The following is a 25,269-nucleotide window of genomic DNA, read 5'->3' as shown; positions in this document are numbered from 1 at the left end:
GTTGAATTTACAGATTTGACAAAAACGCAACTAAAAATCATAAAAAAACCACACTAAAAAGTGTGGTTTTGAAATTATTCAGATATGATTTTACAAACTTATCTTTTTGATTGGTTTATTGGTTAAACCAAGTTTTTCTATTGTTTCATCATAATTACTGAAGTCGATTTCCGTTCCTTTATTTCCAAAAAATCCTGGTACAACAACTATTCTAATCACTTGATTTAATCTCAAATCTGCTGGAAGACTTAAAAGATCATTTCCTATCATTTGAACTAAAGCATTATTTTGAGTAAAATCATTGGTATATCCAAAATCCAAAGTTCCATCGGCGAAGTAATAGGTTTCAGGCATTAACTTCCAAACATCATTACCATTATCAAAATCAGAAAGTCTGTAAACTAAAACCATATCTGAAGGAAAAATAGAATGTTGAAAAGGTAATAATACACTAAAATTATTATTTGGTATAAAATTCACATTTTGATTGTATTCCCAAACTTCACTAATAGTATCGTTATCAAAATTATCAGTATCTTCATTAACTGTGCAGCTTTGTAATGTTATCATCCCGATAAACATAAACAATAAAGTAATTTTTTTCATAATATATAGTTTTAAATGATTAATGATATTAAACTCTATTCAATTGTTGTGCCAAAAAAAATATTTTACCCAAAATGTTTAAAAAAAATATAATTGTGTGCAAAATAATTATTTGAAAACTATATTTGTAGAAATATATTTTATTATGATAGTTTGGATAATTTTTCTTGCGTCGATATTTATTTTTTTAGCTTTAGACTTAGGTGTTTTTAATAAAACGCCACATATCATTAGTTCAAGAGAAGCTTCATCATGGACATTACTTTGGGTAACATTGTCTCTGTTATTTTCTGGAGTAATCTATTTGTTATACGAGCACAATTATATTGCAAATCCAACCGAACTTAAACCTCAACAAGCAGCAATTAAATATATCACGGGCTATTTGATAGAGCTATCATTAAGTATTGATAATATTTTTGTAATTGCTATTATATTTTCTTCTTTCAAAATCCCACAAAAATACCAACATCGTGTTTTGTTTTGGGGAATTATTGGTGCTGTTTTTTTCCGTGGCTTGATGATTTTTCTTGGAGTAGCTTTGATAAATAAGTTTTCTTGGATGACTTATGTATTTGGAGCATTTTTAATTTTTACAGCTATGAAAATGCTTTTCACAAAAGAGGAAGAAGATTTCAATCCACAAGACTCTAAAATTTATAAAATTATTGGACGCTTTTTTCCAATTAAATCTGAAATTTCAGGACAGAAATTCTTTATCAAAGAAAATAAAATTCGTTATGTAACTCCTTTATTTATTGCTTTAATAGTTATTGAACTAATGGATGTTTTATTTGCTTTAGATAGCGTTCCTGCTATTTTAGCGATTACTTCTGATCCTTTTCTAGTTTTTAGTTCTAATATTTTTGCTATTCTTGGTTTGCGTTCTATGTATTTCTTTTTGGCAAATATGCTTGAAAAATTCAGCTATTTGGAGTACAGTTTGATAGCTATATTAACTTTTGTTGGAATCAAAATGCTTTTGGTACATTATTTTAAATTCCCAGAATGGGTTTCGCTTAGCTTTATTGCGCTTTCATTATTGACAGGAATTATCGTTTCACTACAAAAAAATAAGGTTAGCCATAAAAACTAACCTTATCAATCAAGTAGTATTTAATGTATAAATCTTTTAGTATATTAAAAAATTAACTAATAAAAACAGTATCATTAGCAACATTGCGCTATTAAAACTTTTATTAGTTGTAATCTCGTCATTAGATTTATCATAATTCTTTACTGTAAAATCAAGTCGCAAATAGCTTTCATTGCTATTCTGCGAAAAGAAATTACGCAAAACTGGTAAACGTAACAAACTGTATTTTATTCTATCTTTCATAACCTGAAATTTCATTAATTTCCAAATCATGAATAGGTCACATAATTGAAAATACTAATTTTAATTAGCAATTCCTATTAGTGTAGTTTAATTGTAGATTTGATTGGGAGTGTAAATTTAATTTTATTTTATATACGAAAAGAATAATAGATAAGGTTTTCTACCAATTGTATTTTTTTCTCGATAACGAACATTGCAGGTGAATTTCGTCGATTAAATTTTCTTTGAATAGGTTCTTCTTCGTCGGAAAATTTCTGGATTAAAGTGTTTCCAAATATTATGAATCGCATGATTATCTTCAAGTTCTGGAGTTCGAATACAGTTTTTTATTCCTTTTTTATTGAAAAGTTCATAATATTCATTAAAAATAATAGCTGTAACACCTTTACTCTGATATTCTGGTTCAACACCTATAAGATAAAATAAAACATCTTTACTGTTTTTCCTTGCGTTCAGCATATGATATAAACCAAATGGAAATAATTTGCCATTGGCTTTTCGCAAAGCTTCTGAAAAACTAGGCATAACGATACTGAAGGCTACAATTTCGTCGTCTTTATCAACCACAAACTTGATGTATTCAGGATTTATGAAACTAATGTATTTCTTTTTAAAATATTCTTTTTGAATATCCGTAATCGCAACAAATGAGGACAACGAAGCATACGACCTATTGAACAAATCAAACATTTTGTCAACATAAGGCATAATGTCTTTCGTTTTAGTAAAATTCAAAGGTTTTAGTTGATAACGTTTTTTAATCAAATCCTGTATTTTAAAAAAGAATTCCGGTTTTACGTTTTCAAAAGGGAATTTATTTTCTAAATATTCTTTTTCCTTGACATAGCCCAATTTCTCTAAATGTGAAGCATAATAAGGATAATTATACCATGTAATCATCGAACCCATTTCTTCAAAACCTTCGATGATAACTCCAACTTTATCTAAATTTGAAAATCCCATTGGACCTTCAACATATTCCAAGTTATTTTTTATTCCTAACGCATAGACTTTTTCAAGCAATGCTTTAGTAACTTCAACATCATCAATAGTTTCCCACCAACCAAAACGTACTTTAAGCTTTTGCTGGTCTTTTACTTCATTCCAATTAATGATAGCGGCTATTCGACCTACAATTTTATTTTCTCTATAAGCCAAATAAAAAGTTGCTTCAGCAGTTAGAAAAGCTGGATTTTTAGCTCTGTCAAAAGTTTCTAATTCATCAGCTATTAATGGCGGAACCCAATACGGATGATTTCTATATAATTCAAAAGGAAATTTCACAAAATCCTTCATTAATTTCTTTGAATTGGCTTCTACAATTGTAATCATTATTATGGCTTTGGTTCTTCTACTTCAACTTCATCTTTGCGCTTTTTCTTTTTGTCTTTTTTATCCTTTTTGTCTTTTTTGTCTTTTGATTTGTCTTTATCGTCAACTGGTTTTGTACTTCTCAGATATACTTTTTCATAGTTTTGATCAAATCGCCAAGACAAGCCGACACTTGCACCTAATAATGAAGGCGTATCTTTAATATTTTTTACAACAGAAGCATCTATTTGAATATTCTCTCTAATTAAATAAGCTGCACCACCACGAAAGAAAAAATCAGCATAAATATCACTTTTTGTAGCCTGAAATTCTAAAAATCCAGACCAACGCATATTGAAACCTCTGGTTAATGTAGAAACCAAACCAACATTTTCATAATTGGTTAAAAATTTATCCATGTAAATATTATTAACAAAAACCCATTTAGTTCCAAAATGATTTTGAGTAATCAACATCATTTTTGGACTTATCACGGAGTTATCGTCAGGAAAAAAAGGATTATTCCCTACTTTTAAATTTACACCAGCATATAAAGCAACGGCAGGAATTAAATCTCTCCAATTGAATTTTAAGCTATGATTGGCTTTCCAACTATACAAATTAGGTTTATCTTCTCTTAAATTTTTAAATGGATCATAAATAAGATATTTTGCGCCAATAGTTGTCTGTTTTAATCCACTACGAGTTTCGTTAATCAAAGGTGCTGTGTACCAATCTAATTGATATTGCAAATCCATATTTAACTCAAATTGTTCAAAAAAAGCACCATATCTGATACTTAAATCACTCCCAAAACCACTGGCTTCATAGCGCAAGTCGCTGTGTTCTTCTTGAATTCCATAAAAACCACCTTCAGCTTGTATAACTGTTTTTCCAACAGAGAAAGCCGATTGTGATTTTCCTGGTCGGTTGGAATTTATAACATCGGTATATTGACCATAATGAAATGTTGTAGCCATCAAAAACCCAACAAGAAAAGCTGATTTTAATTTTAACATAGTGCAAATTATTTCAAGGAATATTGTCTTCCAAAAGTAATACAATTTATCATTTATTTAAGAACTCAAAGCGAATTTTACATTGTGGAAATTCGTATTTTTGGCAAAAATTATCTCAGAGATGGAAACAGCATCAATGCCGGGTTTTTTAAAAACCATACTTTATATAATTGCTTTTTACTATATTTTTAAGTTCTTAGCTAAACTTTTCTTACCTGTTTTAGCTAAAAAAGTGGTAGAAAAAGCATCGCAACAATTTGAACAACAGCAACAACATTATCAGCAACAGCAACAAGCCCAACAGCAAACTCAGGAAAAACCAAAAGAGAAAAAAGTTGTTGGCGAATATGTTGACTTTGAAGAAATAGAGTAAGTTTGATGACGTATATGAAAAACACATATTCTCAAATGGAAATTTAACATCTATCATCTTATAGTCTATTATCTATTATCTTAACCAAATACAATGAAGCAACTTCAAAAGTTTTATCCGCATTTATTAGCCATTGTTGGCTTTGTCGTTATTGCGTTAATCTATTTTTATCCAGTACTTCAGGGCAAAAAAATATACCAATCCGATATTGTTCAATATACTGGAATGGCAAAAGAACAAAACGATTTCAGAGCCGAATACAACGCTGAACCTTATTGGACAAACTCTGGCTTTGGCGGAATGCCAACCTATCAGCTTGGTGCCAAATATCCGAATGATTTTATTGGAATGCTTGATGATGCTTTGCGTTTTCTTCCGAGACCAGCTGATTATTTGTTTCTTTATTTCTTAGGGTTTTATGCCTTACTACTTGTCTTCCGTGTTGATCCTTTGAAAGCTTTTTTTGGAGCTTTAGCCTTTGGGTTTTCTACCTATTTGATAATAATTCTCGGCGTTGGACATAACGCCAAAGCACATGCTATTGCTTATATGCCATTGGTTGTTGCTGGATTTATAGTTGTTTTTAAGAAGCATTACATTCATGGTGGAATTCTAACCATGCTTGCCGTTGCGCTAGAAATTAACGCCAATCACTTTCAGATGACCTACTATCTGTTGTTATTCCTCTTAGTGTTTTCGGTTTATTTTATGTACAAATTATACCAAAATAAAGACTTAAAAGCACTACCTAAAATTATCGGAACATTTGCTGTTGCGGTCATTTTGGCAGTTGGAGTAAATGCTACCAATTTGTTGGCTACAAAAGAATATGCCGACTTCAGTATTCGTGGTAAAAGTGAGTTGACTTACACTTCTGATGGCAAAAAGAAAACAGAAGATACCGCTTTAAGCAGAAGTTACATCACCGAATACAGTTATGGTATTTCTGAAAGTTTTAACTTGATTGCACCAAGATTGTTTGGTGGTGGAAACGGCGAAAAACTAACTGAAGATTCTAATGTTTACAATTTTGTATCCAATTATGGCGCATCACCAGAAGAAGCAAAAATGTTTACCGAATCGTATGCTAAAACCTATTGGGGTGAACAACCAATAGTTGAAGCGCCAGCATATATTGGAGCTGTCGTTTTCTTTTTAGCGATTTTAGGATTGTATCATGACAAGAGAAAAGTGAAATATGCTTTTCTAGCTGGAGCATTGTTATCACTGCTTTTATCTTGGGGAAAAAACTTTTCATTACTAACCGATTTCTTCATTGATTATGTTCCGATGTATGATAAGTTTAGAGCTGTTTCATCCATTCAAGTGATTTTAGAATTGTGTTTTCCTGTTTTGGCTATTTTAGGATTACAGTCCTTTTTTACTATCGAAAAAGAAAAACAATGGGCTAGCCTTTGGAAATCCACCGCAACAGTTTTAGGATTGTTTTTAGTTCTATTTGTTATGAAAAATACGTTCAGTTTTTCAGGACAAATGGATCAACAATTACTAGAAATGTTCAGTCAAAGTCAGGACAAATCATTTGGAATTGGCTTTATTGATGCTTTAGTTGAAGACCGAAAAAGTTTGTATTCAGCCGATTTATTGCGTTCTAGTTTCTTTGTAATAATTTCGTTCATAGCACTTTACTTCTACACCAAAAATAAATTAGCAGCAACAACAGCAATGATTTTAGTTGGATTATTCATGGTTGGTGATTTATTTTTTATTGATAAAAATTATGTAAACAAAGAGGATTTTGTTAGCGCAAGAGAAATGGATATTCCTTTCACGGAAAGTCAGGCAGATTTGCAAATTCTACAAGATACTACTCATTATCGAGTTTTAGATGTTGAAGGATATTTAACAGGGAAAGCATCTTATTTCCATAAATCGATTGGAGGATATTCTGCAGTTAGACCTCAACGAACACAAGAATTATTTGATTACCAAATCACAAAAAACAACATGGAAGTTTTGAATATGCTCAATGTGAAATACATCATTCAAAGCGACGAAAAAGGGCAAGAAATTGCTTCTATGAATAATGATGCTAATGGAAATGCGTGGTTTGTTTCTAAAATTCAGTATGTCAATTCAGCTGATGAAGAAATGAAAGCATTGGATAAATTGGATACAAAAAATGTTGCTGTTACCCAAGATTTCAATAATACTAAACTTGGTGATCCAAAAAAGTTTACTAAAGACAGCTTGTCAACAATCAAACTCGATTTATACAAACCCAATCATTTAAAATATACTTCCAATAATAGCAATGACGGTTTTGCTGTTTTCTCTGAAATCTATTATAAAAATGGTTGGAAAGCAACTATCGATGGAAAAGAAGCACCAATTTATAGAGTGAATTACACACTTCGTGGCTTAGAAGTTCCAAAAGGAAAACACACCATCGAATTCAAATTTGAACCAGAAGTGGTAAAAACAGGAAGTACAATTGCTTTGTTTAGTTCGATTGGAATGTTTTTATTGATTGTTGGTGGCGTTTATTTTGAGAGAAAAAAGAAGAAAGAAGATTAAATGTCTGAACCAAAAAAACTCTTAATCATTACCTATTATTGGCCGCCAGCTGGTGGACCAGGCGTTCAGCGATGGTTAAAGTTTGTCAAATATTTACCAGATTTTAATATTCAACCAATCGTTTATATACCTGAAAATCCGACCTATCCGATTATTGATAACGGTTTGCAAAGCGAAGTTTCAGAGAAAGCGATTATTCTAAAAAAGAAAATCTTCGAACCGTATGGCTTTGCTTCTTTTTTAGGAAAAAATAAAACCAAAAAAATCAGTTCGGGAATTATTCCCAATCAAAAAAAACAATCGTTTGTAGAAAAAACATTGCTTTGGGTTCGAGGTAATATTTTCATTCCTGATGCGCGTTTTCTTTGGGTAAAACCTTCGGTAAAGTATTTGAAAAAATACATTGAAGAAAACCAAATCGACACGATTGTCACTTCTGGTCCACCACATAGTTTGCATTTGATTGGTTTGCAATTAAAAAAAGAGTTGAACGTAAAATGGTTTGCCGATTTTCGTGATCCGTGGACAACTATTGGTTATCACAAAGCGTTGAAATTGTCGTCTTCTGCTGAAAAAAAACACAAAGAACTCGAAAAAGAAGTCCTTACAACTGCCGATACCATAATCGTAACTAGTAAAACCACCAAAACCGAATTCCAAGCGATAACCTCACAACCAATTGAAGTAATTACCAACGGTTATGATGTGGAAAAAGTTACCAAACAACCATTGGACGAAAAATTCACTTTGGCACATATCGGTTCGTTTCTTTCGGAACGAAATCCTAGGATTTTGTGGAAAGCTTTACGAGAATTAATTAAAGAAAATCCCGATTTTAAAAAAGATTTCCAATTAAAACTAATTGGCGCTGTCAGTCAGGAAGTTTTGGATACAATAACTGAATTCAGGCTAAATGATTACGTTTTGAATTTGGGTTATGTTTCTCATCAAGAAGCGGTGGAACACCAACGAAAATCGCAAGTTTTATTGTTAATCGAAATCAATTCAAACGATACTAAAAGCATCATTCCTGGAAAATTATTCGAATACATGGTCTCCGAAAGACCAATTATTGCACTTGGTCCAGAAGGCTCTGATTTTGCAGAAATTATCACTTCCACCAACACCGGTGTTTTCTTTTTATATGACGAAATGGAACAATTAAAAGCACTACTTTTGAACTATTATAATTTGTACAAAGAACAAAATTTAAAAGTGAATGCTGTTGGTTTACAACAATATTCAAGAAAAAGTTTAACGGAACAATTATCAAACCTCGTACTTCGTAAATCGTAAATCGTACTTCAAACATGGGCATCGTCATCAACCAATCCATAAAAAACACGGTCATAACCTATATCGGTTTTGCGATTGGTGCGGTAAACTCGTTGTACATGTATCCGCATTTTTTAGAGGAAGAATTTTACGGAATTACCACTTATATATTATCATCTGCCAATGTGTTGTTTCCGTTGATGGCTTTTGGTGTTCATAATACGTTGATTAAATTTTTCTCCGAATACAAAACCGAAAACGAAAAAAAACAATTTCTCGGCTTTGTTCTCGCGCTTCCGTTATTGATAATCATACCTGTTTTTGCAATCAGCATACTAGGTTATGATAGCATTGCTTCTTTTTTATCCCGAAAAAATCATGTTGTTTACGACTATGTTTGGCAAATTCCAATCATCGCTTTGTGTATGGGATACTTTGAGATATTTTATGCTTGGGTAAAAGTGCATATGCAATCGGTTTATGGAAATTTTCTTAAAGAAATTGGGTTACGAATATTGATTTCTATTTTTTTATTAGGAGTATATTTTCAAGTTATAACGGTTGAACAATTCATTACTGCTACAATGTTTGCCTATTTGATTAGCATGTTGTTAATGCTTTTTTATGCCAACAAAGTACAGCCAATTTCTTTTAGATTTAAAATACCAAACAACGCCAAAGCCATATTAGTGTATTCTAGTTTTATCATTTTATCAGGAAGTGTTGCCAACATGCTTTTGGATATCGACAAAACGATGCTGAACCAATACATCGAAATTAAAAATTTGTCTTATTACTCGGTCGCTATTTTTATTGCAACAGTAATTGCCGTTCCAAGTCGATCTATGCATCAAATCACCTACCCGATTACCGCCAAATTGATGATTGAAAACAAATACGACGAATTGAACGATTTGTATAAAAAGTCATCGATAACGCTTCAAATTATTGGCGGATTGATCTATGTTGGTATTATAGTGAATATCAATCAGCTTTATCTCTTACTTCCAGATAATTATCGTGGTGGTATTTTTGTGGTTTTTGTCATCGGACTTTCCAAATATTTCGATTTGATTTTGGGCAATAATAATTCGATTATTTTCAACTCCAAATACTATCGTGCCGTATTGTTTTTAGGATTACTACTTGGTTTTTTTGCTGTGACACTCAACATGATTTTTATTCCAAAATATGGCATTGATGGCGCTGCCATTGCAACATTAATTTCAATTACACTCTACAGCATTGCCAAACTGCTTTTTGTAGTGTTAAAAATGAAACTCTATCCGTTTACTGTTAAAAATATTTATGCTTTACTAATTGGATTGCTTTGTTTCTTCGGATTTTACTATTGGGAATTTCCATTTCATCCAATTCTAAATATTATGTTGAAATCGGCTTTGGTTGCTATAGTTTATGTTGGAATAGTTTATAAAGCTAGACTTTCGGGAGATATTAATGGTGTGATTGAGAAAGTTTTCAAAAAATTGTATAGTAACTAACGAAAATTAATGACTAAAATAAACTTCTTGCTTTTATTATTTTGCACAATGAACATATGTTTTTCGCAAAAAAATGAAATTGAAAATGAGTTTTTAAAAAACTTTTTTTCACATAAAGATACACTAATTTATACTAGTGAAAGTTTTGGTTGGAACATAATGAAAGAAAAATTTAACAAAAAGAAATACAAAAATTACAACCTCAACAATACAAACACTATTGAATTTACAGATAAAGAATATCAATATATAAAAAACGAAATTTCAACTCTTGAAAATTACTTATGGAATTCTAATCTATTTGATAACTCTGAAAAAATTGAACTAGAAGAAGTTGAAAGTTACTTAAAAAAAAGAAACGAACCATACCGATTAGAATTCGAAAACATTTCTATCAATGACACAAGTGCAACTGTTGAAATGAAAAACAAAAACTATATTATATATTCATTCTCTAAGCCAATTTTCTTTAGAAAGAATAAATTTTGTCTATTTGGTTATTCAGTCAATTCAGAAAAAAACTTTAAACCTTATAAAAAAATTGCTTTTTGGAGAAAAAAAAGAGGAAAATGGATTGAATGGTTGGAACTTTATAACAATTTAGATTAACTAATAAGGGTTTTAAAAACAACAAAACTCATGAAATAAAAAAACCGTCTCTTTCAAGACGGCTTCCATATTAACAATTAATTTTATGCATGAGTATTCCAAAATTATAAAATTATTTTTTTCTACAAAAACTTCAACACAAAAAAAAACCGTCTCTTGCGAAACGGTTTCTCAAACATAGTTTGACTTGATTTTTGACGTTTTATTATTAAGTAAGCTGTACTTTAGTTTCCTAAATCATTTCTGATTACAATGTAAAAGTATAGTCTTCAATTACTTCAGCATCATAAAATCGTTAATCTACTCCAAAACTCGATAAAACAAAACTCGATAGCCTTTAATCGATGTTTTTTTATGAAATAGAATGAAATGTTCTAAATTTACTTCACTAAAAAACCAACCAATGAAAAAATTAATCTTTTCTATCGACATCAATGCGCCAAAAGAAAAAGTATGGTACGCCTTGTGGGATGAAGAAAACTATGAAAGCTGGACCAGTGTTTTTTGCTCAGGTTCAACTGTTGTATCCGATTGGACTGATGGCAGCAAAATTCATTTCCTTTCGCCAGAAGGTGGCGGAATGTTTTCCCGAATTACCATAAAAAAACTATTTGAAACCATGCTTTTTCAGCATTATGGTGAATTAGAAAACTTCGAAGAACAACCGATTAACGAAGCGACAAAACTTTGGTCGGGTTGTGAAGAACGCTACGATTTAGTAGAAAAAAATGGCATCACAACAGTAACCGCCAGTGTTGATACAGTAGAAGATCATGTGGATTATTTCGATAAAACCTTTCCAAGCGGTTTAGAAAAAGTAAAACAAATAGCCGAAAGCAATCAAAACACCGCCATTAGCGTAAAAACTTCTGTAAAAGGTACTTTGGAAAACGTTTGGAATAAATTTACCCAACCGGAACACATCGTCCACTGGAATTTTGCTTCGGATGATTGGCATTGTCCCAAAGCGGAAAACCAACTTGAAGCGGGCAAAAACTTTACATATACCATGGCTTCCAAAGATGGCGAAATGAGTTTTGATTTCGTTGGAACCTACGACGAAGTACTACCAAAGAAGCACTTTGTTTATCACATGGAAGACGGTCGAAAAGTAACCGTAAAATTCCATAAACTAGACGATAACATCATCGTTACCGAAAATTTCTTTCCAGAAAATATCCATTCGCTTGAACTACAACGCGACGGATGGCAAGCTATTTTGAATAATTTCAAAAAATACGCCGAACAATAAAACCTAAACAATAAAACAATGGCAACAGTAAACATTTATTTAACTTTCAATGGAAATGCGGAAGAAGCATTTCTTTTTTACCAATCCGTTTTTGGTGGCGAATTTGCTCATATCGGCAAATTTAAAGACATGCCAGCCGACGAAAATGGACAACAAATCACAGAAGAAGAAGGCAACCGAATTATGCATGTGGCGTTACCCATCAGTAAAGAAACCATTTTAATGGCGAGCGATACTACTGCGGCGCACGGCGATGTAACTTTTGGAAATAATTTTTCCGTGTCCATCAATACCGATAGCACAGCCGAAGCAGATAAACTTTTTGCCGGACTTTCCGCAGGTGGAAACATCATTATGCCGATGGAAAAAACATTTTGGGGTGCTTATTTCGGGATGTTTACCGATAAATTTGGTATCAACTGGATGATTAATTTTGATGAAGTGCCGCATAACTAATTCGTTAATCACAAATTAATAAAAAACTCCATCCTTGTGATGGAGTTTTTTTGTTGAAACTATCTATATTTTTCAATACAACTAGGATATGTTTCACTATTTCGAAATATAAAAGGGTTGGGATAATTTTATATATTTGAGGGAATGTTATTTAGTAGCGCCAATCTACCCAAATTTGGGTATATAGTCGCTACTTTGTAGCGACTATACACAAGTTATGCGTAATTATTAAACACGAATCTCTAATGAAGACATTTCAAATATTTTTTGCTAGTCCTGTCGAAGACCTAAATGATTATTATCAAGCTTTAAAAATCGTTAAAAAATCAATAAGTCATCTTTCCGATTTTAAAATCAATTTAATTGAAGCAGGCAACTTAACAGCTGAAAGTTTTTTTGAAGAAGTTAAAACTACAATTCAAACATCGGATTTAATTATTACTCATCTTTCTAAGGATAATTCTAACGGAATGTATGGAATTGCAGTTGCTCATACTCTTGATAAAGCAAATATATTACTGATAGATGATGAATCTAACTTACCATATGGGATTCATAGTTTAAGGTATATTACTTACAATGAACAAGCAATTAAAAAAAGTGATGAGGCAGAAAATAATATAAGTACAAATTTGGCAAATCTAATAAGACAAGCACTCAAAGATCCAGCAAGTTGGAAGTTAAATCCATTAAACAACAAATCGTTAAAAGATTTAAAAACAGTATTCGTAAGCTATAGTCATAAAGATTTTAAATATCTAGAAAGAATTCAGATTCATTTAAGACCTTTAGAAAGAAAAAGTCTTATTCAATTATGGTCAGATACCTCAATAAAAAGTGGAGAAAAATGGAAAAAGGAAATAGAAGACGCACTAAACAAGTCTTCAATAGCATTAATCCTTATTAGTGCTGATTTTCTTGCGTCTGAATTTATCATAAATAATGAATTGCAACCTTTATTGAAAGCTGCTGAAGATAAAGGCACATTAATTATTCCTTTGGTTGTAAAGCCGTGTAGGTTTACCCGAGAACCAAGCATATCTCAATTTCAATCAGCAAATGATCCTTCAACACCTTTATGCAATATGACAGAATATGACCAAGAACTCATATATGAAAAAGTTGCTAGTAGAATAGAGTTAATACTTGAATCAGAATAATGACTACGCATAACAGCGGTTTGGTGCAATAGCTAGTTTAGTTTCAACCTCACGTTTTTCTTCACGAAAAAATTTTATCTTTAACAGAAAATAAGTAGCTCGCTGGCACCGCTACTGCGCTAAGCCGCCGAACGTTAACGGCAACTTTAACCACGAAACCGTAAAATGAAAGACATTTACAAGACAATAATCTTTACCAAAACACCACTTAAAAGTTATTTCAAGTACGAGAATGAATTCCAAATTTATCCAGTTGAGGATAAGTATTTAGAAACAAAAAAACATCGACATTATCCAATCTTTCTGGAATTTAAACTCAATGAAGAAGATAAAATCAAACCACAATTTTCCATTAAAGAGTTCGAAGAACAAATATCTGAAACTGCAACAATCCAAACAAAGCAAGACAAAATTATCAATCTTCTGAATCTTTTCTCGACGTTTACTTTTTTTAAATATAAAATAGAAGGAAATTGGGTTTTACCTATAACTACTAAGATGTCGAAAGAAGAAATATCAGAAATCGATGGCTCAGAATTTCTTTATAATCATTTTTTACACAAAGGGATTAATTTAGATATTATTGAGTTTACCGAGGTTTCAAATCAATACAAACCAATTAAGGTAATTGAATATTCAGAATATTATCAAAATGAACCAAACTATGATTATGATCAAACAAAAGAAATAACATTACCAAACAATATTATAATGGGTTTACGAGCTTATTTTAATTTGAGTACTGAAGAAAAAAGAGTTATAGATTCCGCTATAAAATACTCTTGTTTAAGTATGGAACTAATGGAAGATAAAACAACTTTAGGGATTTTATCTGCATTTACATCAATAGAAACTGTGATGAATTTCTATTATAAGAATTATAAACCCGAACTGTGTAAAGAATGCGGACAACCAAGATATAAGATTTCCAAACGATACTTAGATTTTTTATTAGATTTTATTGGTAATGGAGATGGATTCAAAAAAAAGTTTAATAATCTTTATAGTCTGCGTTCAAAAATAGTCCATACAGGATTTAGCTTTTCAACTGAACCATTTTGGAATGAGTTAACAGAAAAAGAACATGATGCAGAATTTGTTACGATACTTGAAATAGTTATGCTGAGCAAATTATCTGTAATCAACTATCTTATACTACCATCTTTGAGTAAAAAAAATAAGCATCATACTTAATCAAAAGCAGCCGGTAACACACGTTTGGCGCAATTGCCAATTTTGTACTAAGTTCACCCTTCCATTTCACAAGAATTTTTATCTTTAACATAAAATAATCAGTTCCGAAGTTCGCAACTGAAGAGAATCGGCGGAACGTTAGTGGCAAGTATACATCACGTTAAATAAGACTATATGAAATTTCAAATATGGCTTTTAGTATCTATATTAACTTTTCCAAGTTATGGACAAGACATTAAAACTTGTAACAGAAAATTAAAAGATACTTTTGAAAAAATTGAATTTTACACAGACCAAAGAGGCAAAAATGAATTTGCTTACGATTCAATTAATAAAAGTAATGAAGATTTTGAAAAACTATTGCTACAATGTACATCTTCATTTCCAGAAACATTAACTCTTGACTTTAAAGATTTAACGAAAAGTGGTTTGGAAATATCAACATCCAAAAACAGTCTTTTTAGGATTTATTCTTGGGATACAGAAACTGGTGGAACAATGAGAAGTTTTAGGAATATATTTCAATTTAAAAGCAGTAAAAAAGTCTTTTCTCAAAAGTTATTATCCGATGTTGATGAATACGGAGAAAGTAGCTATTCTTATGAAATTCTTGACCAAGTAATCTCAAAAAAGAAAACTTTTTATATTGTAAAATGCATTTCAATTGGTAGCTCCGCAGTTTCAAGTCATAAAATAAAAATATTCAGTATTGAAAACGGAAAATTAAATGATAACGCTAAACTTATAAAAACAAAATCTGGAATTAAAAATGAATTAAGTTATGATATTGACTTCTCATCAAGTGTTAATCAAGAACCGAACTCGCTTGACAGAGAATATGCTTGGTTAAAATATGATGTGAAGAATAAAGTTATAATTATACCGTTAATTACAGAAGAAGGAAAGTTGACAAAACAGAAAATAAAATATCAATTTAAAGGAGACTACTTTGAAAAGATACAAAATGCCAGCCACTAACAACCTTTTCAAGCAATTACAAATTTCGTCACAAGTCCACCTTTCCATTTCACAAGAATTTTTACCCTCAACAGAAAATAATCACTTCAAAAGTTCGCAACCTCACCAAGCACAGGAACGTCATAAGCTAGCTTCTCAAAAAATTTGCGGTAAAGTAAATTCACGTTGGAAGAAACCAAAAAAGTAGCTTAGAAACTAACTTTTCAAAAAATAAACAAGGCACTGGCCAAACTAAACAAGACATTGGCTCAACTAAACAAGCCTTTGGCTCAACTAAACAAACCTTTGGCTCTACTAAACAAGCCTTTGGCTCAAGTAAACAAGGCACCGGCCAAAGTAAACAAGACACCCGCCAAAGTAAACAAAGCATCCGCCAAAGTGAACAAGACACCCGCCAAAGTGAACAAAGCATCCGCCAAACTAAACAAGCCTTCCGCCAAAGTGAACAAGGCATCCGCCAAACTAAACAAAGCATCCGCCAAAGTCAACAAGACACCTGCCTAAGGGAATACGAAGCCAGCTTATAACAGCCATTTCTCACGATTGTGAATTTTGCGGTAAGTTCACGTTCACTTTTCGAAAGAATTTTTATCTTTAACAGAAATAATTAACAAACAACACCAACCATGTTTAGATTATATTTTCCTTTAGCGTTTATAACCTACTTTGCTCTTTGGATAGTATATCGAGGGTTAATAAAAAAAGACTTGAAGCAAAATCTAAATACGTTGTATGTTGGTTTTGTATGTGTAGGCGTTTGGGTAATTATATATATGTTGTTTCTTCAACAATAAAAGAAAAATGCTAGTAACTCAATTTTGCATACAAGGATAAAAAAAATGAACCCAACTAACGAACATAACGAACGCATAGCCAAAATGACTTTTGCATCGGTTTATCCGCATTATGTAACGAAAGTCGAGAAAAAAAACCGCACTAAAGAAGAGTTGCACCAAGTGATTAGTTGGTTAACTGGTTTTAATGACCAACAACTCCAAGAACTGATAGTAAGCAACGCTACATTTGAAACTTTTTTCAATAAAGCAACACTCCATCCAAAGGCAAACCTCATCACAGGAATGATTTGTGGTTATCGCATTGAAGAAATCGAGAACGAGTTGACAAAACAAGTTCGCTATCTCGACAAACTGGTTGATGAACTAGCAAAAGGAAAAACAATGGAAAAGATTTTGCGGAGTTAAAACACAAAATAATCCGTAAAATCCTTGCAATCCGTGGCAAAAAATAAAAAAATCAAACTATGCTAACATCAATTCACCCAAAATTACCCATGCGCAACAAAGCCAAAACCCGAGATTTCTATATCAATCAATTAGGGTTTATTGATATTGGCAAAGAAGACTACGATTCCTATTTAATGGTAAAAAAAGACGAAGTAGAAATTCATTTTTTTGAATTTGCCGATTTAAATCCTGATGAAAACTACGGTCAGGTTTACATTCGAACCAATGCTATTGACAACCTCTATCAAACATTGCTCGACAACAAAACACGAATTCACCCCAACGGTTTGCTCGAACTAAAACCTTGGAGACAAAAAGAGTTTTCCATCCTTGATCCTGATAAAAACTTATTGACTTTTGGCGAAAGCTATCTTTAACTCCACCAGTACTTTAGACCTAAAAGTGAAAATTATTTTATTTTTTTTCAAAATTTAAGTAGGGTAAATTTAAAGTAGCTTGTTTTAGTTATATAACACAAAATTTATAACTATGAAAAATGTAAAAGCACTTTTGGGTATTTTATTATTAATGTTGTTTGTGGCGTCTTGTTCTAGTGACGACAGTACCAGCAACAACGGTAACAATCAACTACGCATCAAAGCAAGCGCTGTATATACGCCAACAGCCAATCGTTCTGCAAACGGTGTAGCGATGAATGAAGATGTAGTTTTAACTTCCTTCAAAATCAACATCAGAGAAATTGAATTTGAATTTGCTGAAGACTACTATGATGACAACGACAATGATGATGACGATGACAACGATGGTTATGATGATGATGACAACAGCTATGACGATGACGGATTTTATGGAGATGATGATGAATTTGACTTAGCTGGACCATTTGAATTGGACTTATTAAACCAAAATTCAGTAGTTACTACAGTTAGTATTCCAAACGGTATTTATGAAGAAGTAGAATTCAAACTAGACCGCAATGTTGACTCTGCATCAGAAATGTACAATAAATCAATTGAAATCAAAGGAACTATTGGCGGTACACCATTTGTATTTTGGCATAATGTTGAAGAAGATTTCGAAATCGATTATGAAGATGACAACCAAAACTTAGTTGTTAATAATGGTTCTTATGAATTGGTATTCAACTTCAATTTAAACCAAGTATTGAGCCAAGTAGATTTAAGCAACGCTACCGATGGTGATGGTGATGGTTTGATTGAGATAGGTCCAAACGACACTGATGGAAATCAATCGTTAGCCAACGCTATAAAAAATAAAATTAAAGATTCCTGTGAACTAGATGATTAATAATTTTTGAGATTTGTTTTTAAGTTGAAAAGCCCTGATGTTTATTGTCAGGGCTTTTTGTTTTTAGAGATAAAAAATAAATTATATACCAGCAATAGCTTTCAATTCATTTACAAAACGAACAGCTAAAGCATCAGCAGCACCTTGGGTTGGTGCTTCTGTATAAATTCGGATAATTGGTTCCGTGTTTGATTTACGCAAATGAACCCATTCCGTTGGGAAATCAATTTTTACTCCATCAATTGTAGATATATTTTCAGATTTATAAGTTTCAGTAAGTGTTGCCAAAATTCCGTCAACATCAATTTGTGGTGTTAACTCAATTTTGTTTTTACTCATATAATACTGCGGATAACTTGCTCTAAGTTCAGCAACTGTAACATCTAAATTTGCTAAATGCGTTAAAAACAAAGCCACACCAACCAAGCTATCTCTTCCATAGTGCAGTTCTGGATAAATAATTCCGCCGTTTCCTTCGCCACCAATTATGGCGTTTGTGGCTTTCATCAATTCTACCACATTTACTTCTCCAACGGCACTGGCTTGATAACTTCCGTTGTGTTTTTCAGTAATATCACGCAACGCACGCGACGAACTCATATTAGAAACAGTATTTCCTGGTGTTTTACTCAAAACATAATCCGCAACGGCAACCAACGTGTATTCTTCGCCAAACATTTCGCCATCATTAGAAATAAACGCCAAACGGTCAACATCTGGATCAACAACAATTCCGAAATCGGCTTTTTCTTCAATGACTAGTTTACAAATGTCACCCAAATGTTCTTTCAATGGTTCTGGATTGTGAGGAAAATGTCCGTTAGGTTCACAGTATAATTTTACACATTCTACACCCATTTGTTCCAAAAGTTTTGGGATAATAATTCCACCTGAAGAATTCACGCCGTCAACTACTACTTTGAATTTTCTTTTGGCAACAGCTTCGGCATCAACTAAAGGTAATTCTAAAACCTCATCAATATGAATATCCATGTAAGCATCGTTTGCCATAATTTCTCCTAAACTATCTACATCCGAAAAATCAAACGCTTCTGCCTCGGCAATTTCTAATATTTTTGCACCTTCAGCACCGCTAAGAAATTCACCTTTTGCATTTAAAAGTTTCAAAGCATTCCATTGTTTTGGATTGTGAGAAGCTGTTAAAATAATTCCGCCATCGGCTTGTTCCATCGGAACGGCAACTTCAACTGTTGGTGTTGTAGATAAACCTAAATCAATAACATCAATTCCCAAACCAATTAAAGTATTGACTACTAAATTATGAATCATCGGACCTGAAATTCGAGCATCACGACCAATAACTACTTTCATCTTTTTGTCATTCTGAGCTTGCGAAGAATCTCTTCCGGCTTTTAGAAATGTTCCATAAGCCGAAGCAAATTTCACAGCATCTACTGGCGTTAAATTGTCTCCAACCTTTCCTCCTATTGTTCCGCGAATTCCTGATATTGATTTGATTAATGTCATTATTTTTTGTTTAAAAGTTTATGAGTTTAAAAGTTTAAGAGCTAACTCGTGTAAAATACAAATATAAAAAGTTATGATTTGGATTTTAATAAAACATTGAAAGAATTAATATATTTACAAAACAATCAGAAATAAACGAAGCTATTTGATAGTAAAATGGATTTAAAACAATTTAAACTCATAAACACTTAACCTTTTAAACTATTTAATGAATTTCCTAGCACATATTTATCTGTCTGGTAACAACGATTTGCTGAAAATTGGTAATTTTATGGCAGATAGTATTCGTGGAAATAGCTATGAAAATTATCCCGAAGAAATAAAAAAAGGTATTTTACTCCATCGCACGATTGACAGTTTTACGGATATGCATCCCGTTTATAGAAAAAGCAAACATCGATTGCATGAAAAATACGGACATTATTCTGGTGTGATTATGGACATTTTTTACGACCATTTTTTGGCAAAAAACTGGGCAAATTATTCCAATAAAAAACTAGAAGAGTATGCCGATGAATTTTATCAGCTTTTACAAGACAATTATGATTTACTTACGGCTAAAATTCAAGGAATGATGCCGTATATGATTGCTCGAAATTGGTTGGTAAGCTATGCTTCCATCTCAGGCTTGGAAATGATTTTGTTCCAAATGGATCACCGAACCAAAAATCGTGTTGCGATGCATGAATCGATAGTGGAATTACAAAAGTTTTACTTGGAGTTTGAAACCGAGTTTACGCAATTTTTTATGGAACTTCAAGAGCATTGCCAACAAAAAATTCACGAATTAAACGGATAATATTATATGAAAAATACGATTATCCTTTTCCTTTTTTTACTTCAAATTTGTTTTGGACAGCAAGGTGTAACTGCTTCCAATGGCATGGTGGTTTCGGCTCGTGAAGAAGCTTCCAAAATTGGCATTGACATTCTAAAAAAAGGTGGAAATGCATTTGATGCTATGATTGCAACACATTTGGCATTGGCAGTTGCTTATCCTTATGCAGGAAATATTTCGGGTGGAGGATTTTTGGTGTATCGAAAAAATAACGGTGAAATTGGTTCGCTTGATTTCAGAGAAAAAGCACCGTTAAAAGCATCCGAAAACATGTATTTGGACAAAAATGGCAATGTAATTCCTAATTTGAGTACCGATAGTGCTTTATCCGTTGGCATTCCGGGAAGTGTTGCAGCTATATTTGAAATCCATAGAAAATTTGGTTCATTACCACTAAAAGAGTTGTTTGAACCTGCTATCCTTTTGGCAAAAAAAGGTATTGTTGTAACCGAAAAAGAACATGCAAAACTCAATGAATATCGCTCTAAAATTGTTGAACTAAGCGGGAATCAAACACTTTATGCAGAAAACTTTAAAGTTGGCGATACCATAAAATATATGGCATTAGCTAATACATTAGAACAAATTCTTAAAAACGGAGAAGCCGAATTCTACAAAAGAAAAACTGCAAAAAAATTAGTCAAATTTATAAAAAGCAAAGGCGGAATAATTTCGCTAATAGATTTAAAAAAGTACAAAACCATTTGGCGAAAACCGATAACTTTTCAATACAAAGAACTGAATATCATTTCGATGGCACCACCAAGTAGCGGCGGAATTACTTTGGCTCAAATTATGAAAATGATTGAACCCTTCGACCTTAAAAAACTGCAACACAATTCGGCTAACTACATCCATCTTTTGAGCGAAACTGAACGTAGAGCGTATGCCGATAGAAATTATTTCCTTGGCGATCCGGATTTTGTTACTATACCAGAAAAAGAATTGCTCAACGAAAATTATTTAAAAAATCGAATGCAAAACTTTTCTTTTGAAAATGCAACGTCATCCAAAGAAGTTAGTCATGGTGACATTCAGGTTGTAGAAAGTGATGAAACCACTCATTATTCGATTGTTGATACAAACGGAAATGCCGTTTCGGTGACGACAACTTTGAACGGTGCGTATGGTTCTAAACTATATTGTGACGAACTGGGATTTTTTCTCAATAATGAAATGGATGATTTTTCGGCAAAACCCGGAGTTCCTAATTATTACGGATTAATTGGTGCTGAAGCCAACAGCATTGCTCCCGAAAAACGAATGCTTAGTTCGATGACACCAACAATCGTGGAGAAAAATGGAAAATTATTAATGCTTTTGGGTTCGCCTGGCGGTTCGACCATAATCACTTCGGTTTTGCAAACTATTTTAAATGTATATGAATTTGAAATGGGAATGCAACAAGCCGTAAATCAACCACGCTTTCACCATCAATGGTTGCCAGATGAAATTATGCTTGAACCTAAAAAATTCAGTTTAGAAGTCAAAGAAAAGCTCAAACAAAAAGGTCATGTTATTAACGAAAAATTTGCACCTATTATTGGTAAAGTAAATGCGATTTTGGTTTTACCAAATGGCAATATTGAAGGCGGAGCCGATTTTCGCGGAGATGATAAAGCTATTGGATATTAAATTAAAAAAATGAATTTCATACAAGAATTAGAAACCGAATTGTTTCGTCATAAAAATACTGAAAACGCAGCAAAAATGGAAGCTTACATGAAGCATAATTTTTCTTTTTTAGGTATTAAAACCGAAACAAGAAGAGCTGTTTTTCAAGATTTATGGAAAAAACACCAATCGGAAATACAATCCAATTTTCGAGAAATCAGTTGGGAACTTTTCAACAAAAAAGAGCGTGAATTCCAGTATTGTGGAATGGAAATTTTAATTAAAGAAATTAAAAAAAAGTATTTAAAAGAAGACGCCAAACTCATTGAACAATGGATTATTACCAATTCTTGGTGGGATAGTGTTGATGTTTTGGCAAAATATCTTTTGGGTGGTTATCTTTTGCAATTTCCTGATAAAACATTAAAAGTAATCGAACGGTTTTCAAATTCAGAAAATATGTGGCTCAATCGAAGTGCCATTCTTTTTCAATTGAGTTATAAGCAAAAAACCAATTTTGAATTATTGAAATCCGAATGCGAAAAACACAAATATTCGAATGAATTTTTTATTCAAAAAGCCATTGGTTGGTCACTTCGAGATTATGGTCGATTTAATCCAAATGCGGTAAAAAGCTATGTAGAAAACACTAATTTAAAACCTTTGAGTAAAAAAGAAGCACTGAGAAATATTTTAAAATAATCATTTATAGCTATTTTTGTAGAATATTCTCAAATAAATGCCAACAAAAAAAGCACCACTATATAAAATCGTTTTCCGAAATATTTTTCGAAGAATAGAGAATATTATCTTTTCTTTGAAAGAGAAAATATCCGAAAGACAATTTCTTTATTTTTCGGCTGTAGTTGTTGCTATTTCATGTTCGCTTGCCGTAATTTTATTAAAGAATTTTGCGCACTCCGTTTTTGTATTTGCTAATTATGTAAATACGTATCTCAAACTTCCTTATATCAACAGTTTGTTGCCTATTATTGGAATTCTTTTAACGGTTTTTGTGGTCAAACATTTACTTGATGGAAGCATTGAAAAAGGAAGTTCTAAAATTTTATATGCAGTTGCCAAAAAAGGTGGAATTGTTCCCAAAAAACAGATGTATGCCCAAATTGTAACAAGCTCATTAACCGTTGGGCTTGGCGGTTCTGCAGGTTTAGAAAGTCCAATTGTAATCACTGGCGCAGCATTTGGTTCTAATTTTTCACAACGCTATCATTTAAGCCAAAAAGATAGAATTTTATTGTTAGCCTGCGGCGTTGCTGCTGGAATTGGTGCTGCATTTAATGCGCCAATTGCTGGAGTTTTATTTGCTATAGAAGTTGTTCTTGCCGATGTTACTATTTCGGCTTTTATCCCGATAATGATTTCGGCAGCAACTGGAGCTTTGGTTTCAACAGTTGTATTAAATGAAGATGTTTTGTTGTCATTTAAGCAACAGCAAGTATTTGATTATCATAATATTCCCTATTATATTCTTTTGGGGATTTTAGCAGGATTAGTTTCGGTTTTTCATGCTCGAAATTTTCGCAGAGTGGAACATTATTTTCAAAAAAAGAAAAGTAAAATTTATAACAAAGCACTTTTTGGAGCAAGTATTTTAGCCCTAATGATTTTCTTTTTTCCAACACTTTTTGGCGAAGGATATGAAAGTATCAAAACACTTTCTACCAAAAATCCTGGTGCATTATTAGAAAATACTTTACTAGACAATCATAAAAGTAACGAATGGATTTTACTAATTTTTGTTGGTGTAACGATGTTACTGAAATCTTTTGCAACCGGATTAACTTTAGGTTCAGGAGGAAATGGCGGTAATTTTGCACCATCACTTTTTGTTGGAAGTTATTTGGGTTTTTTTGTTGCCAAATTTTTTGATTTAACCGGAATTAACAACCATTTACCCGTTGCAAATTTTACTATTGTTGGTATGGCAGGAATTTTAAGTGGTTTATTTCATGCGCCATTAACTGCTATCTTTTTGATTGGTGAAATTACTGGTGGATACAATTTGATGGTTCCGTTGATGATTGTTTCTTCCATTAGTTTTGCGGTTTCAAAACGTTTTGAAAAACATTCAATGGATGTAAAACCTCTGGCAGATAAAGGCGATGTTTTTACCAGTGATAAAGACAAAAATATTTTACTGAAAATTGATGTTTTAAAATTAATCCAAACCAATTACCAAACGCTTTCTGTAGAAAACTCACTTGAAAAAGTGGTAGAAATATTTGCGTCAACATCTCAAAAAGTAATTCCTATTGTTGATGAAAAGAGAAATCTTCTCGGTGTAATTGAATTTCAACATGTCAAATCGTTTATTTTCAATCCTTACAGAGTAAAATTCACAACCATAAAAGAAATTCTCACTCAACCCGAAGTTATATTACAGTTTGATGATGGAATGGAAAAAATCATGAAATCCTTTGACAAAACCAACCACGAAGTATTACCTTTAGTAAAAGATGGTAAATACTTTGGTTGTCTTTCTAAACTTGATATTCTGGAAAATTATAGAACCAATTTCAAGGAAATGGTTATTGAATAAAAAAACCTTTCAATTGAAAGGTTTTCTATTACTACTTCGTTTTTTCTCCCACAAAATAATCGTTTGTACTTTTAAACAATACATTAAAAGTAGTCATACTTCCGTAACATCGTGTAATGTATTGTTGCAATTCAACCTTTTCAGAATTATCTAAATTACTTGAATTTATTTTTTGTTCCATAACTCGAAGTCGATCTCTTACCATAATTATTTTATTGAAAAAAATATCTATAGGAACTTCTTTGTTTTGAGTTGGTGTTCCTGGTTCCATTATTAATTTTCCGCCTTTCCATTTATCGGCAATGGGAACAATTTGCGAAACATCGCTCCATTTTTGCAATAGATTTTTCAAGGTTTTTTCTACTTCATAAAAACTAACTGTATCTACTTCACCTTCAACTGCTTCAATTACTTCAAATTCACTATCTACATCAATAGTTTCCAATCCGTTTTCTATAAAAGTTACCCAATAATGCTTTGCAGTGACGTTGGTTACAACTCCAACACCATATTCAGCATGTTTTAAACGTGAACCGATACCAAGTATTTTCATTATTTTGTTTTTTTAAAATTTTCCCAAATATAAAATTCTTTAACAAATTCTTGTCAAACGTTATAATGAATTTTGAGTTAAAAAAAGTACT

25 protein-coding genes are annotated in these 25,269 nt (G+C 32.1%); 19 read left to right on the top strand and 6 right to left on the bottom strand.

Annotation, left to right across the window (positions count from 1 at the left end; all coding sequences use genetic code 11):
* Window positions 1-90 precede the first annotated feature (90 nt).
* Entirely contained in the window at window positions 91-606 is a 516-nt protein-coding gene (locus tag BC748_RS07380; protein WP_133532838.1) for a hypothetical protein, read from the bottom strand.
* A gap of 145 nt (window positions 607-751) precedes the next feature.
* Between BC748_RS07380 and BC748_RS07375 the strand changes: the two genes are divergently transcribed.
* Window positions 752-1,702 carry a TerC family protein gene (locus BC748_RS07375; RefSeq protein WP_133532837.1) on the top strand — a complete coding sequence of 317 codons (951 nt, stop codon included), beginning with the start codon at window positions 752-754 and terminating at the stop codon, window positions 1,700-1,702.
* 36 nt (window positions 1,703-1,738) lie between these two features.
* Here the strand turns inward: BC748_RS07375 and BC748_RS14170 are convergent, their stop codons facing one another.
* From BC748_RS14170 to BC748_RS07365, 3 genes are all read right to left on the bottom strand, one after another.
* The gene (locus BC748_RS14170; RefSeq protein WP_162846428.1) at window positions 1,739-1,945 is read right to left on the bottom strand and encodes a hypothetical protein; all 207 of its coding nucleotides are present in this window, start codon (window positions 1,943-1,945) and stop codon (window positions 1,739-1,741) included.
* Between the two features lie 213 nt (window positions 1,946-2,158).
* Window positions 2,159-3,277, bottom strand: coding sequence for a GTP cyclohydrolase (locus BC748_RS07370; RefSeq protein WP_133532836.1), 1,119 nt, complete (start codon window positions 3,275-3,277; stop codon window positions 2,159-2,161).
* A gap of 2 nt (window positions 3,278-3,279) precedes the next feature.
* On the bottom strand, window positions 3,280-4,275 hold the full coding sequence (locus BC748_RS07365; protein WP_133532835.1) for a transporter: 996 nt from the start codon (window positions 4,273-4,275) through the stop codon (window positions 3,280-3,282).
* Window positions 4,276-4,375: 100 nt separating this feature from the next.
* Here BC748_RS07365 and BC748_RS07360 point away from each other — a divergent pair, with 100 nt between their 5' ends.
* The 14 genes from BC748_RS07360 to BC748_RS07295 all read left to right on the top strand — a co-directional run bounded on the left by BC748_RS07360 (window position 4,376) and on the right by BC748_RS07295 (window position 18,125).
* Complete coding sequence (locus BC748_RS07360; RefSeq protein ID WP_342772712.1) at window positions 4,376-4,648, top strand: DUF4834 domain-containing protein; 273 nt, start codon at window positions 4,376-4,378, stop codon at window positions 4,646-4,648.
* Between the two features lie 93 nt (window positions 4,649-4,741).
* A complete protein-coding gene (locus tag BC748_RS07355) occupies window positions 4,742-7,186 on the top strand; it encodes a YfhO family protein (RefSeq protein WP_133532834.1) in 2,445 nt (814 codons plus the stop codon).
* Entirely contained in the window at window positions 7,187-8,482 is a 1,296-nt protein-coding gene (locus BC748_RS07350; protein ID WP_133532833.1) for a glycosyltransferase family 4 protein, read from the top strand.
* 14 nt (window positions 8,483-8,496) lie between these two features.
* Window positions 8,497-9,963, top strand: a complete 1,467-nt coding sequence (locus BC748_RS07345) for a polysaccharide biosynthesis C-terminal domain-containing protein (RefSeq protein ID WP_133532832.1) — start codon at window positions 8,497-8,499, stop codon at window positions 9,961-9,963.
* Between the two features lie 159 nt (window positions 9,964-10,122).
* Window positions 10,123-10,572: a hypothetical protein gene (locus tag BC748_RS07340; protein ID WP_133532831.1), complete on the top strand. Its 450-nt coding sequence runs from the start codon at window positions 10,123-10,125 to the stop codon at window positions 10,570-10,572.
* Between the two features lie 403 nt (window positions 10,573-10,975).
* Window positions 10,976-11,824, top strand: a complete 849-nt coding sequence (locus BC748_RS14365; protein WP_342772711.1) for an SRPBCC domain-containing protein — start codon at window positions 10,976-10,978, stop codon at window positions 11,822-11,824.
* Between the two features lie 18 nt (window positions 11,825-11,842).
* Entirely contained in the window at window positions 11,843-12,280 is a 438-nt protein-coding gene (locus tag BC748_RS07330) for a VOC family protein (protein WP_133532830.1), read from the top strand.
* A 245-nt stretch (window positions 12,281-12,525) separates the two neighbouring features.
* Window positions 12,526-13,440 (top strand): toll/interleukin-1 receptor domain-containing protein, encoded by a 915-nt coding sequence (locus tag BC748_RS07325; RefSeq protein WP_133532829.1) that lies wholly within the window; start codon window positions 12,526-12,528, stop codon window positions 13,438-13,440.
* 165 nt (window positions 13,441-13,605) lie between these two features.
* A complete protein-coding gene (locus tag BC748_RS07320) occupies window positions 13,606-14,634 on the top strand; it encodes a HEPN domain-containing protein (protein WP_133532828.1) in 1,029 nt (342 codons plus the stop codon).
* Window positions 14,635-14,808: 174 nt separating this feature from the next.
* Window positions 14,809-15,612 carry a hypothetical protein gene (locus tag BC748_RS07315; RefSeq protein ID WP_133532827.1) on the top strand — a complete coding sequence of 268 codons (804 nt, stop codon included), beginning with the start codon at window positions 14,809-14,811 and terminating at the stop codon, window positions 15,610-15,612.
* Between the two features lie 243 nt (window positions 15,613-15,855).
* The gene (locus BC748_RS07310) at window positions 15,856-16,116 is read left to right on the top strand and encodes a hypothetical protein (protein WP_133532826.1); all 261 of its coding nucleotides are present in this window, start codon (window positions 15,856-15,858) and stop codon (window positions 16,114-16,116) included.
* Between the two features lie 335 nt (window positions 16,117-16,451).
* A complete protein-coding gene (locus BC748_RS07305; protein WP_133532825.1) occupies window positions 16,452-16,814 on the top strand; it encodes a DUF2200 domain-containing protein in 363 nt (120 codons plus the stop codon).
* A 59-nt stretch (window positions 16,815-16,873) separates the two neighbouring features.
* Entirely contained in the window at window positions 16,874-17,233 is a 360-nt protein-coding gene (locus BC748_RS07300; protein WP_133532824.1) for a bleomycin resistance protein, read from the top strand.
* A 112-nt stretch (window positions 17,234-17,345) separates the two neighbouring features.
* Window positions 17,346-18,125, top strand: a complete 780-nt coding sequence (locus tag BC748_RS07295) for a hypothetical protein (protein WP_133532823.1) — start codon at window positions 17,346-17,348, stop codon at window positions 18,123-18,125.
* A gap of 81 nt (window positions 18,126-18,206) precedes the next feature.
* Here BC748_RS07295 and glmM read toward each other — a convergent pair whose 3' ends face one another.
* On the bottom strand, window positions 18,207-19,613 hold the full coding sequence (gene glmM, locus BC748_RS07290) for a phosphoglucosamine mutase (RefSeq protein ID WP_133532822.1): 1,407 nt from the start codon (window positions 19,611-19,613) through the stop codon (window positions 18,207-18,209).
* Between the two features lie 208 nt (window positions 19,614-19,821).
* On the opposite strand from glmM, the gene BC748_RS07285 reads away from it, so the two are divergent.
* The 4 genes from BC748_RS07285 to BC748_RS07270 are packed head-to-tail and all read left to right on the top strand — an operon-like array spanning window position 19,822 to window position 24,625.
* Window positions 19,822-20,412: an acyl carrier protein phosphodiesterase gene (locus BC748_RS07285; protein ID WP_133532821.1), complete on the top strand. Its 591-nt coding sequence runs from the start codon at window positions 19,822-19,824 to the stop codon at window positions 20,410-20,412.
* 6 nt (window positions 20,413-20,418) lie between these two features.
* Window positions 20,419-22,086: a gamma-glutamyltransferase gene (gene ggt / locus BC748_RS07280; protein ID WP_133532820.1), complete on the top strand. Its 1,668-nt coding sequence runs from the start codon at window positions 20,419-20,421 to the stop codon at window positions 22,084-22,086.
* A gap of 9 nt (window positions 22,087-22,095) precedes the next feature.
* Window positions 22,096-22,767: a DNA alkylation repair protein gene (locus BC748_RS07275; RefSeq protein ID WP_133532819.1), complete on the top strand. Its 672-nt coding sequence runs from the start codon at window positions 22,096-22,098 to the stop codon at window positions 22,765-22,767.
* Between the two features lie 37 nt (window positions 22,768-22,804).
* Window positions 22,805-24,625 carry a chloride channel protein gene (locus BC748_RS07270; protein ID WP_133532818.1) on the top strand — a complete coding sequence of 607 codons (1,821 nt, stop codon included), beginning with the start codon at window positions 22,805-22,807 and terminating at the stop codon, window positions 24,623-24,625.
* A 31-nt stretch (window positions 24,626-24,656) separates the two neighbouring features.
* Here the strand turns inward: BC748_RS07270 and BC748_RS07265 are convergent, their stop codons facing one another.
* Window positions 24,657-25,178, bottom strand: coding sequence for a hypothetical protein (locus BC748_RS07265; protein WP_133532817.1), 522 nt, complete (start codon window positions 25,176-25,178; stop codon window positions 24,657-24,659).
* Between the last annotated feature and the right edge of the window lie 91 nt (window positions 25,179-25,269).

Origin of the sequence: Flavobacterium dankookense, assembly GCF_004362665.1 — a bacterium.
Lineage (GTDB): Bacteria > Bacteroidota > Bacteroidia > Flavobacteriales > Flavobacteriaceae > Flavobacterium > Flavobacterium dankookense.
The sequence above is the reverse complement of the archived record's forward strand: the minus strand, read 5'-3'. Positions and strand labels throughout refer to the sequence as shown.

What these genes read in the sequence shown, in the direction of transcription:
- BC748_RS07380 (WP_133532838.1), bottom strand. Translation starts at nt 606, where the DNA reads ATGAAAAAAATTACTTTATTGTTTATGTTTATCGGGATGATAACATTA.
- BC748_RS07375 (WP_133532837.1), top strand. Translation starts at nt 752, where the DNA reads ATGATAGTTTGGATAATTTTTCTTGCGTCGATATTTATTTTTTTAGCT.
- BC748_RS14170 (WP_162846428.1), bottom strand. Translation starts at nt 1,945, where the DNA reads ATGAAAGATAGAATAAAATACAGTTTGTTACGTTTACCAGTTTTGCGT.
- BC748_RS07370 (WP_133532836.1), bottom strand. Translation starts at nt 3,277, where the DNA reads ATGATTACAATTGTAGAAGCCAATTCAAAGAAATTAATGAAGGATTTT.
- BC748_RS07365 (WP_133532835.1), bottom strand. Translation starts at nt 4,275, where the DNA reads ATGTTAAAATTAAAATCAGCTTTTCTTGTTGGGTTTTTGATGGCTACA.
- BC748_RS07355 (WP_133532834.1), top strand. Translation starts at nt 4,742, where the DNA reads ATGAAGCAACTTCAAAAGTTTTATCCGCATTTATTAGCCATTGTTGGC.
- BC748_RS07350 (WP_133532833.1), top strand. Translation starts at nt 7,187, where the DNA reads ATGTCTGAACCAAAAAAACTCTTAATCATTACCTATTATTGGCCGCCA.
- BC748_RS07345 (WP_133532832.1), top strand. Translation starts at nt 8,497, where the DNA reads ATGGGCATCGTCATCAACCAATCCATAAAAAACACGGTCATAACCTAT.
- BC748_RS07340 (WP_133532831.1), top strand. Translation starts at nt 10,123, where the DNA reads ATGAAAGAAAAATTTAACAAAAAGAAATACAAAAATTACAACCTCAAC.
- BC748_RS14365 (WP_342772711.1), top strand. Translation starts at nt 10,976, where the DNA reads ATGAAAAAATTAATCTTTTCTATCGACATCAATGCGCCAAAAGAAAAA.
- BC748_RS07330 (WP_133532830.1), top strand. Translation starts at nt 11,843, where the DNA reads ATGGCAACAGTAAACATTTATTTAACTTTCAATGGAAATGCGGAAGAA.
- BC748_RS07325 (WP_133532829.1), top strand. Translation starts at nt 12,526, where the DNA reads ATGAAGACATTTCAAATATTTTTTGCTAGTCCTGTCGAAGACCTAAAT.
- BC748_RS07320 (WP_133532828.1), top strand. Translation starts at nt 13,606, where the DNA reads ATGAAAGACATTTACAAGACAATAATCTTTACCAAAACACCACTTAAA.
- BC748_RS07315 (WP_133532827.1), top strand. Translation starts at nt 14,809, where the DNA reads ATGAAATTTCAAATATGGCTTTTAGTATCTATATTAACTTTTCCAAGT.
- BC748_RS07305 (WP_133532825.1), top strand. Translation starts at nt 16,452, where the DNA reads ATGAACCCAACTAACGAACATAACGAACGCATAGCCAAAATGACTTTT.
- BC748_RS07300 (WP_133532824.1), top strand. Translation starts at nt 16,874, where the DNA reads ATGCTAACATCAATTCACCCAAAATTACCCATGCGCAACAAAGCCAAA.
- BC748_RS07295 (WP_133532823.1), top strand. Translation starts at nt 17,346, where the DNA reads ATGAAAAATGTAAAAGCACTTTTGGGTATTTTATTATTAATGTTGTTT.
- glmM (WP_133532822.1), bottom strand. Translation starts at nt 19,613, where the DNA reads ATGACATTAATCAAATCAATATCAGGAATTCGCGGAACAATAGGAGGA.
- BC748_RS07285 (WP_133532821.1), top strand. Translation starts at nt 19,822, where the DNA reads ATGAATTTCCTAGCACATATTTATCTGTCTGGTAACAACGATTTGCTG.
- ggt (WP_133532820.1), top strand. Translation starts at nt 20,419, where the DNA reads ATGAAAAATACGATTATCCTTTTCCTTTTTTTACTTCAAATTTGTTTT.
- BC748_RS07275 (WP_133532819.1), top strand. Translation starts at nt 22,096, where the DNA reads ATGAATTTCATACAAGAATTAGAAACCGAATTGTTTCGTCATAAAAAT.
- BC748_RS07270 (WP_133532818.1), top strand. Translation starts at nt 22,805, where the DNA reads ATGCCAACAAAAAAAGCACCACTATATAAAATCGTTTTCCGAAATATT.
- BC748_RS07265 (WP_133532817.1), bottom strand. Translation starts at nt 25,178, where the DNA reads ATGAAAATACTTGGTATCGGTTCACGTTTAAAACATGCTGAATATGGT.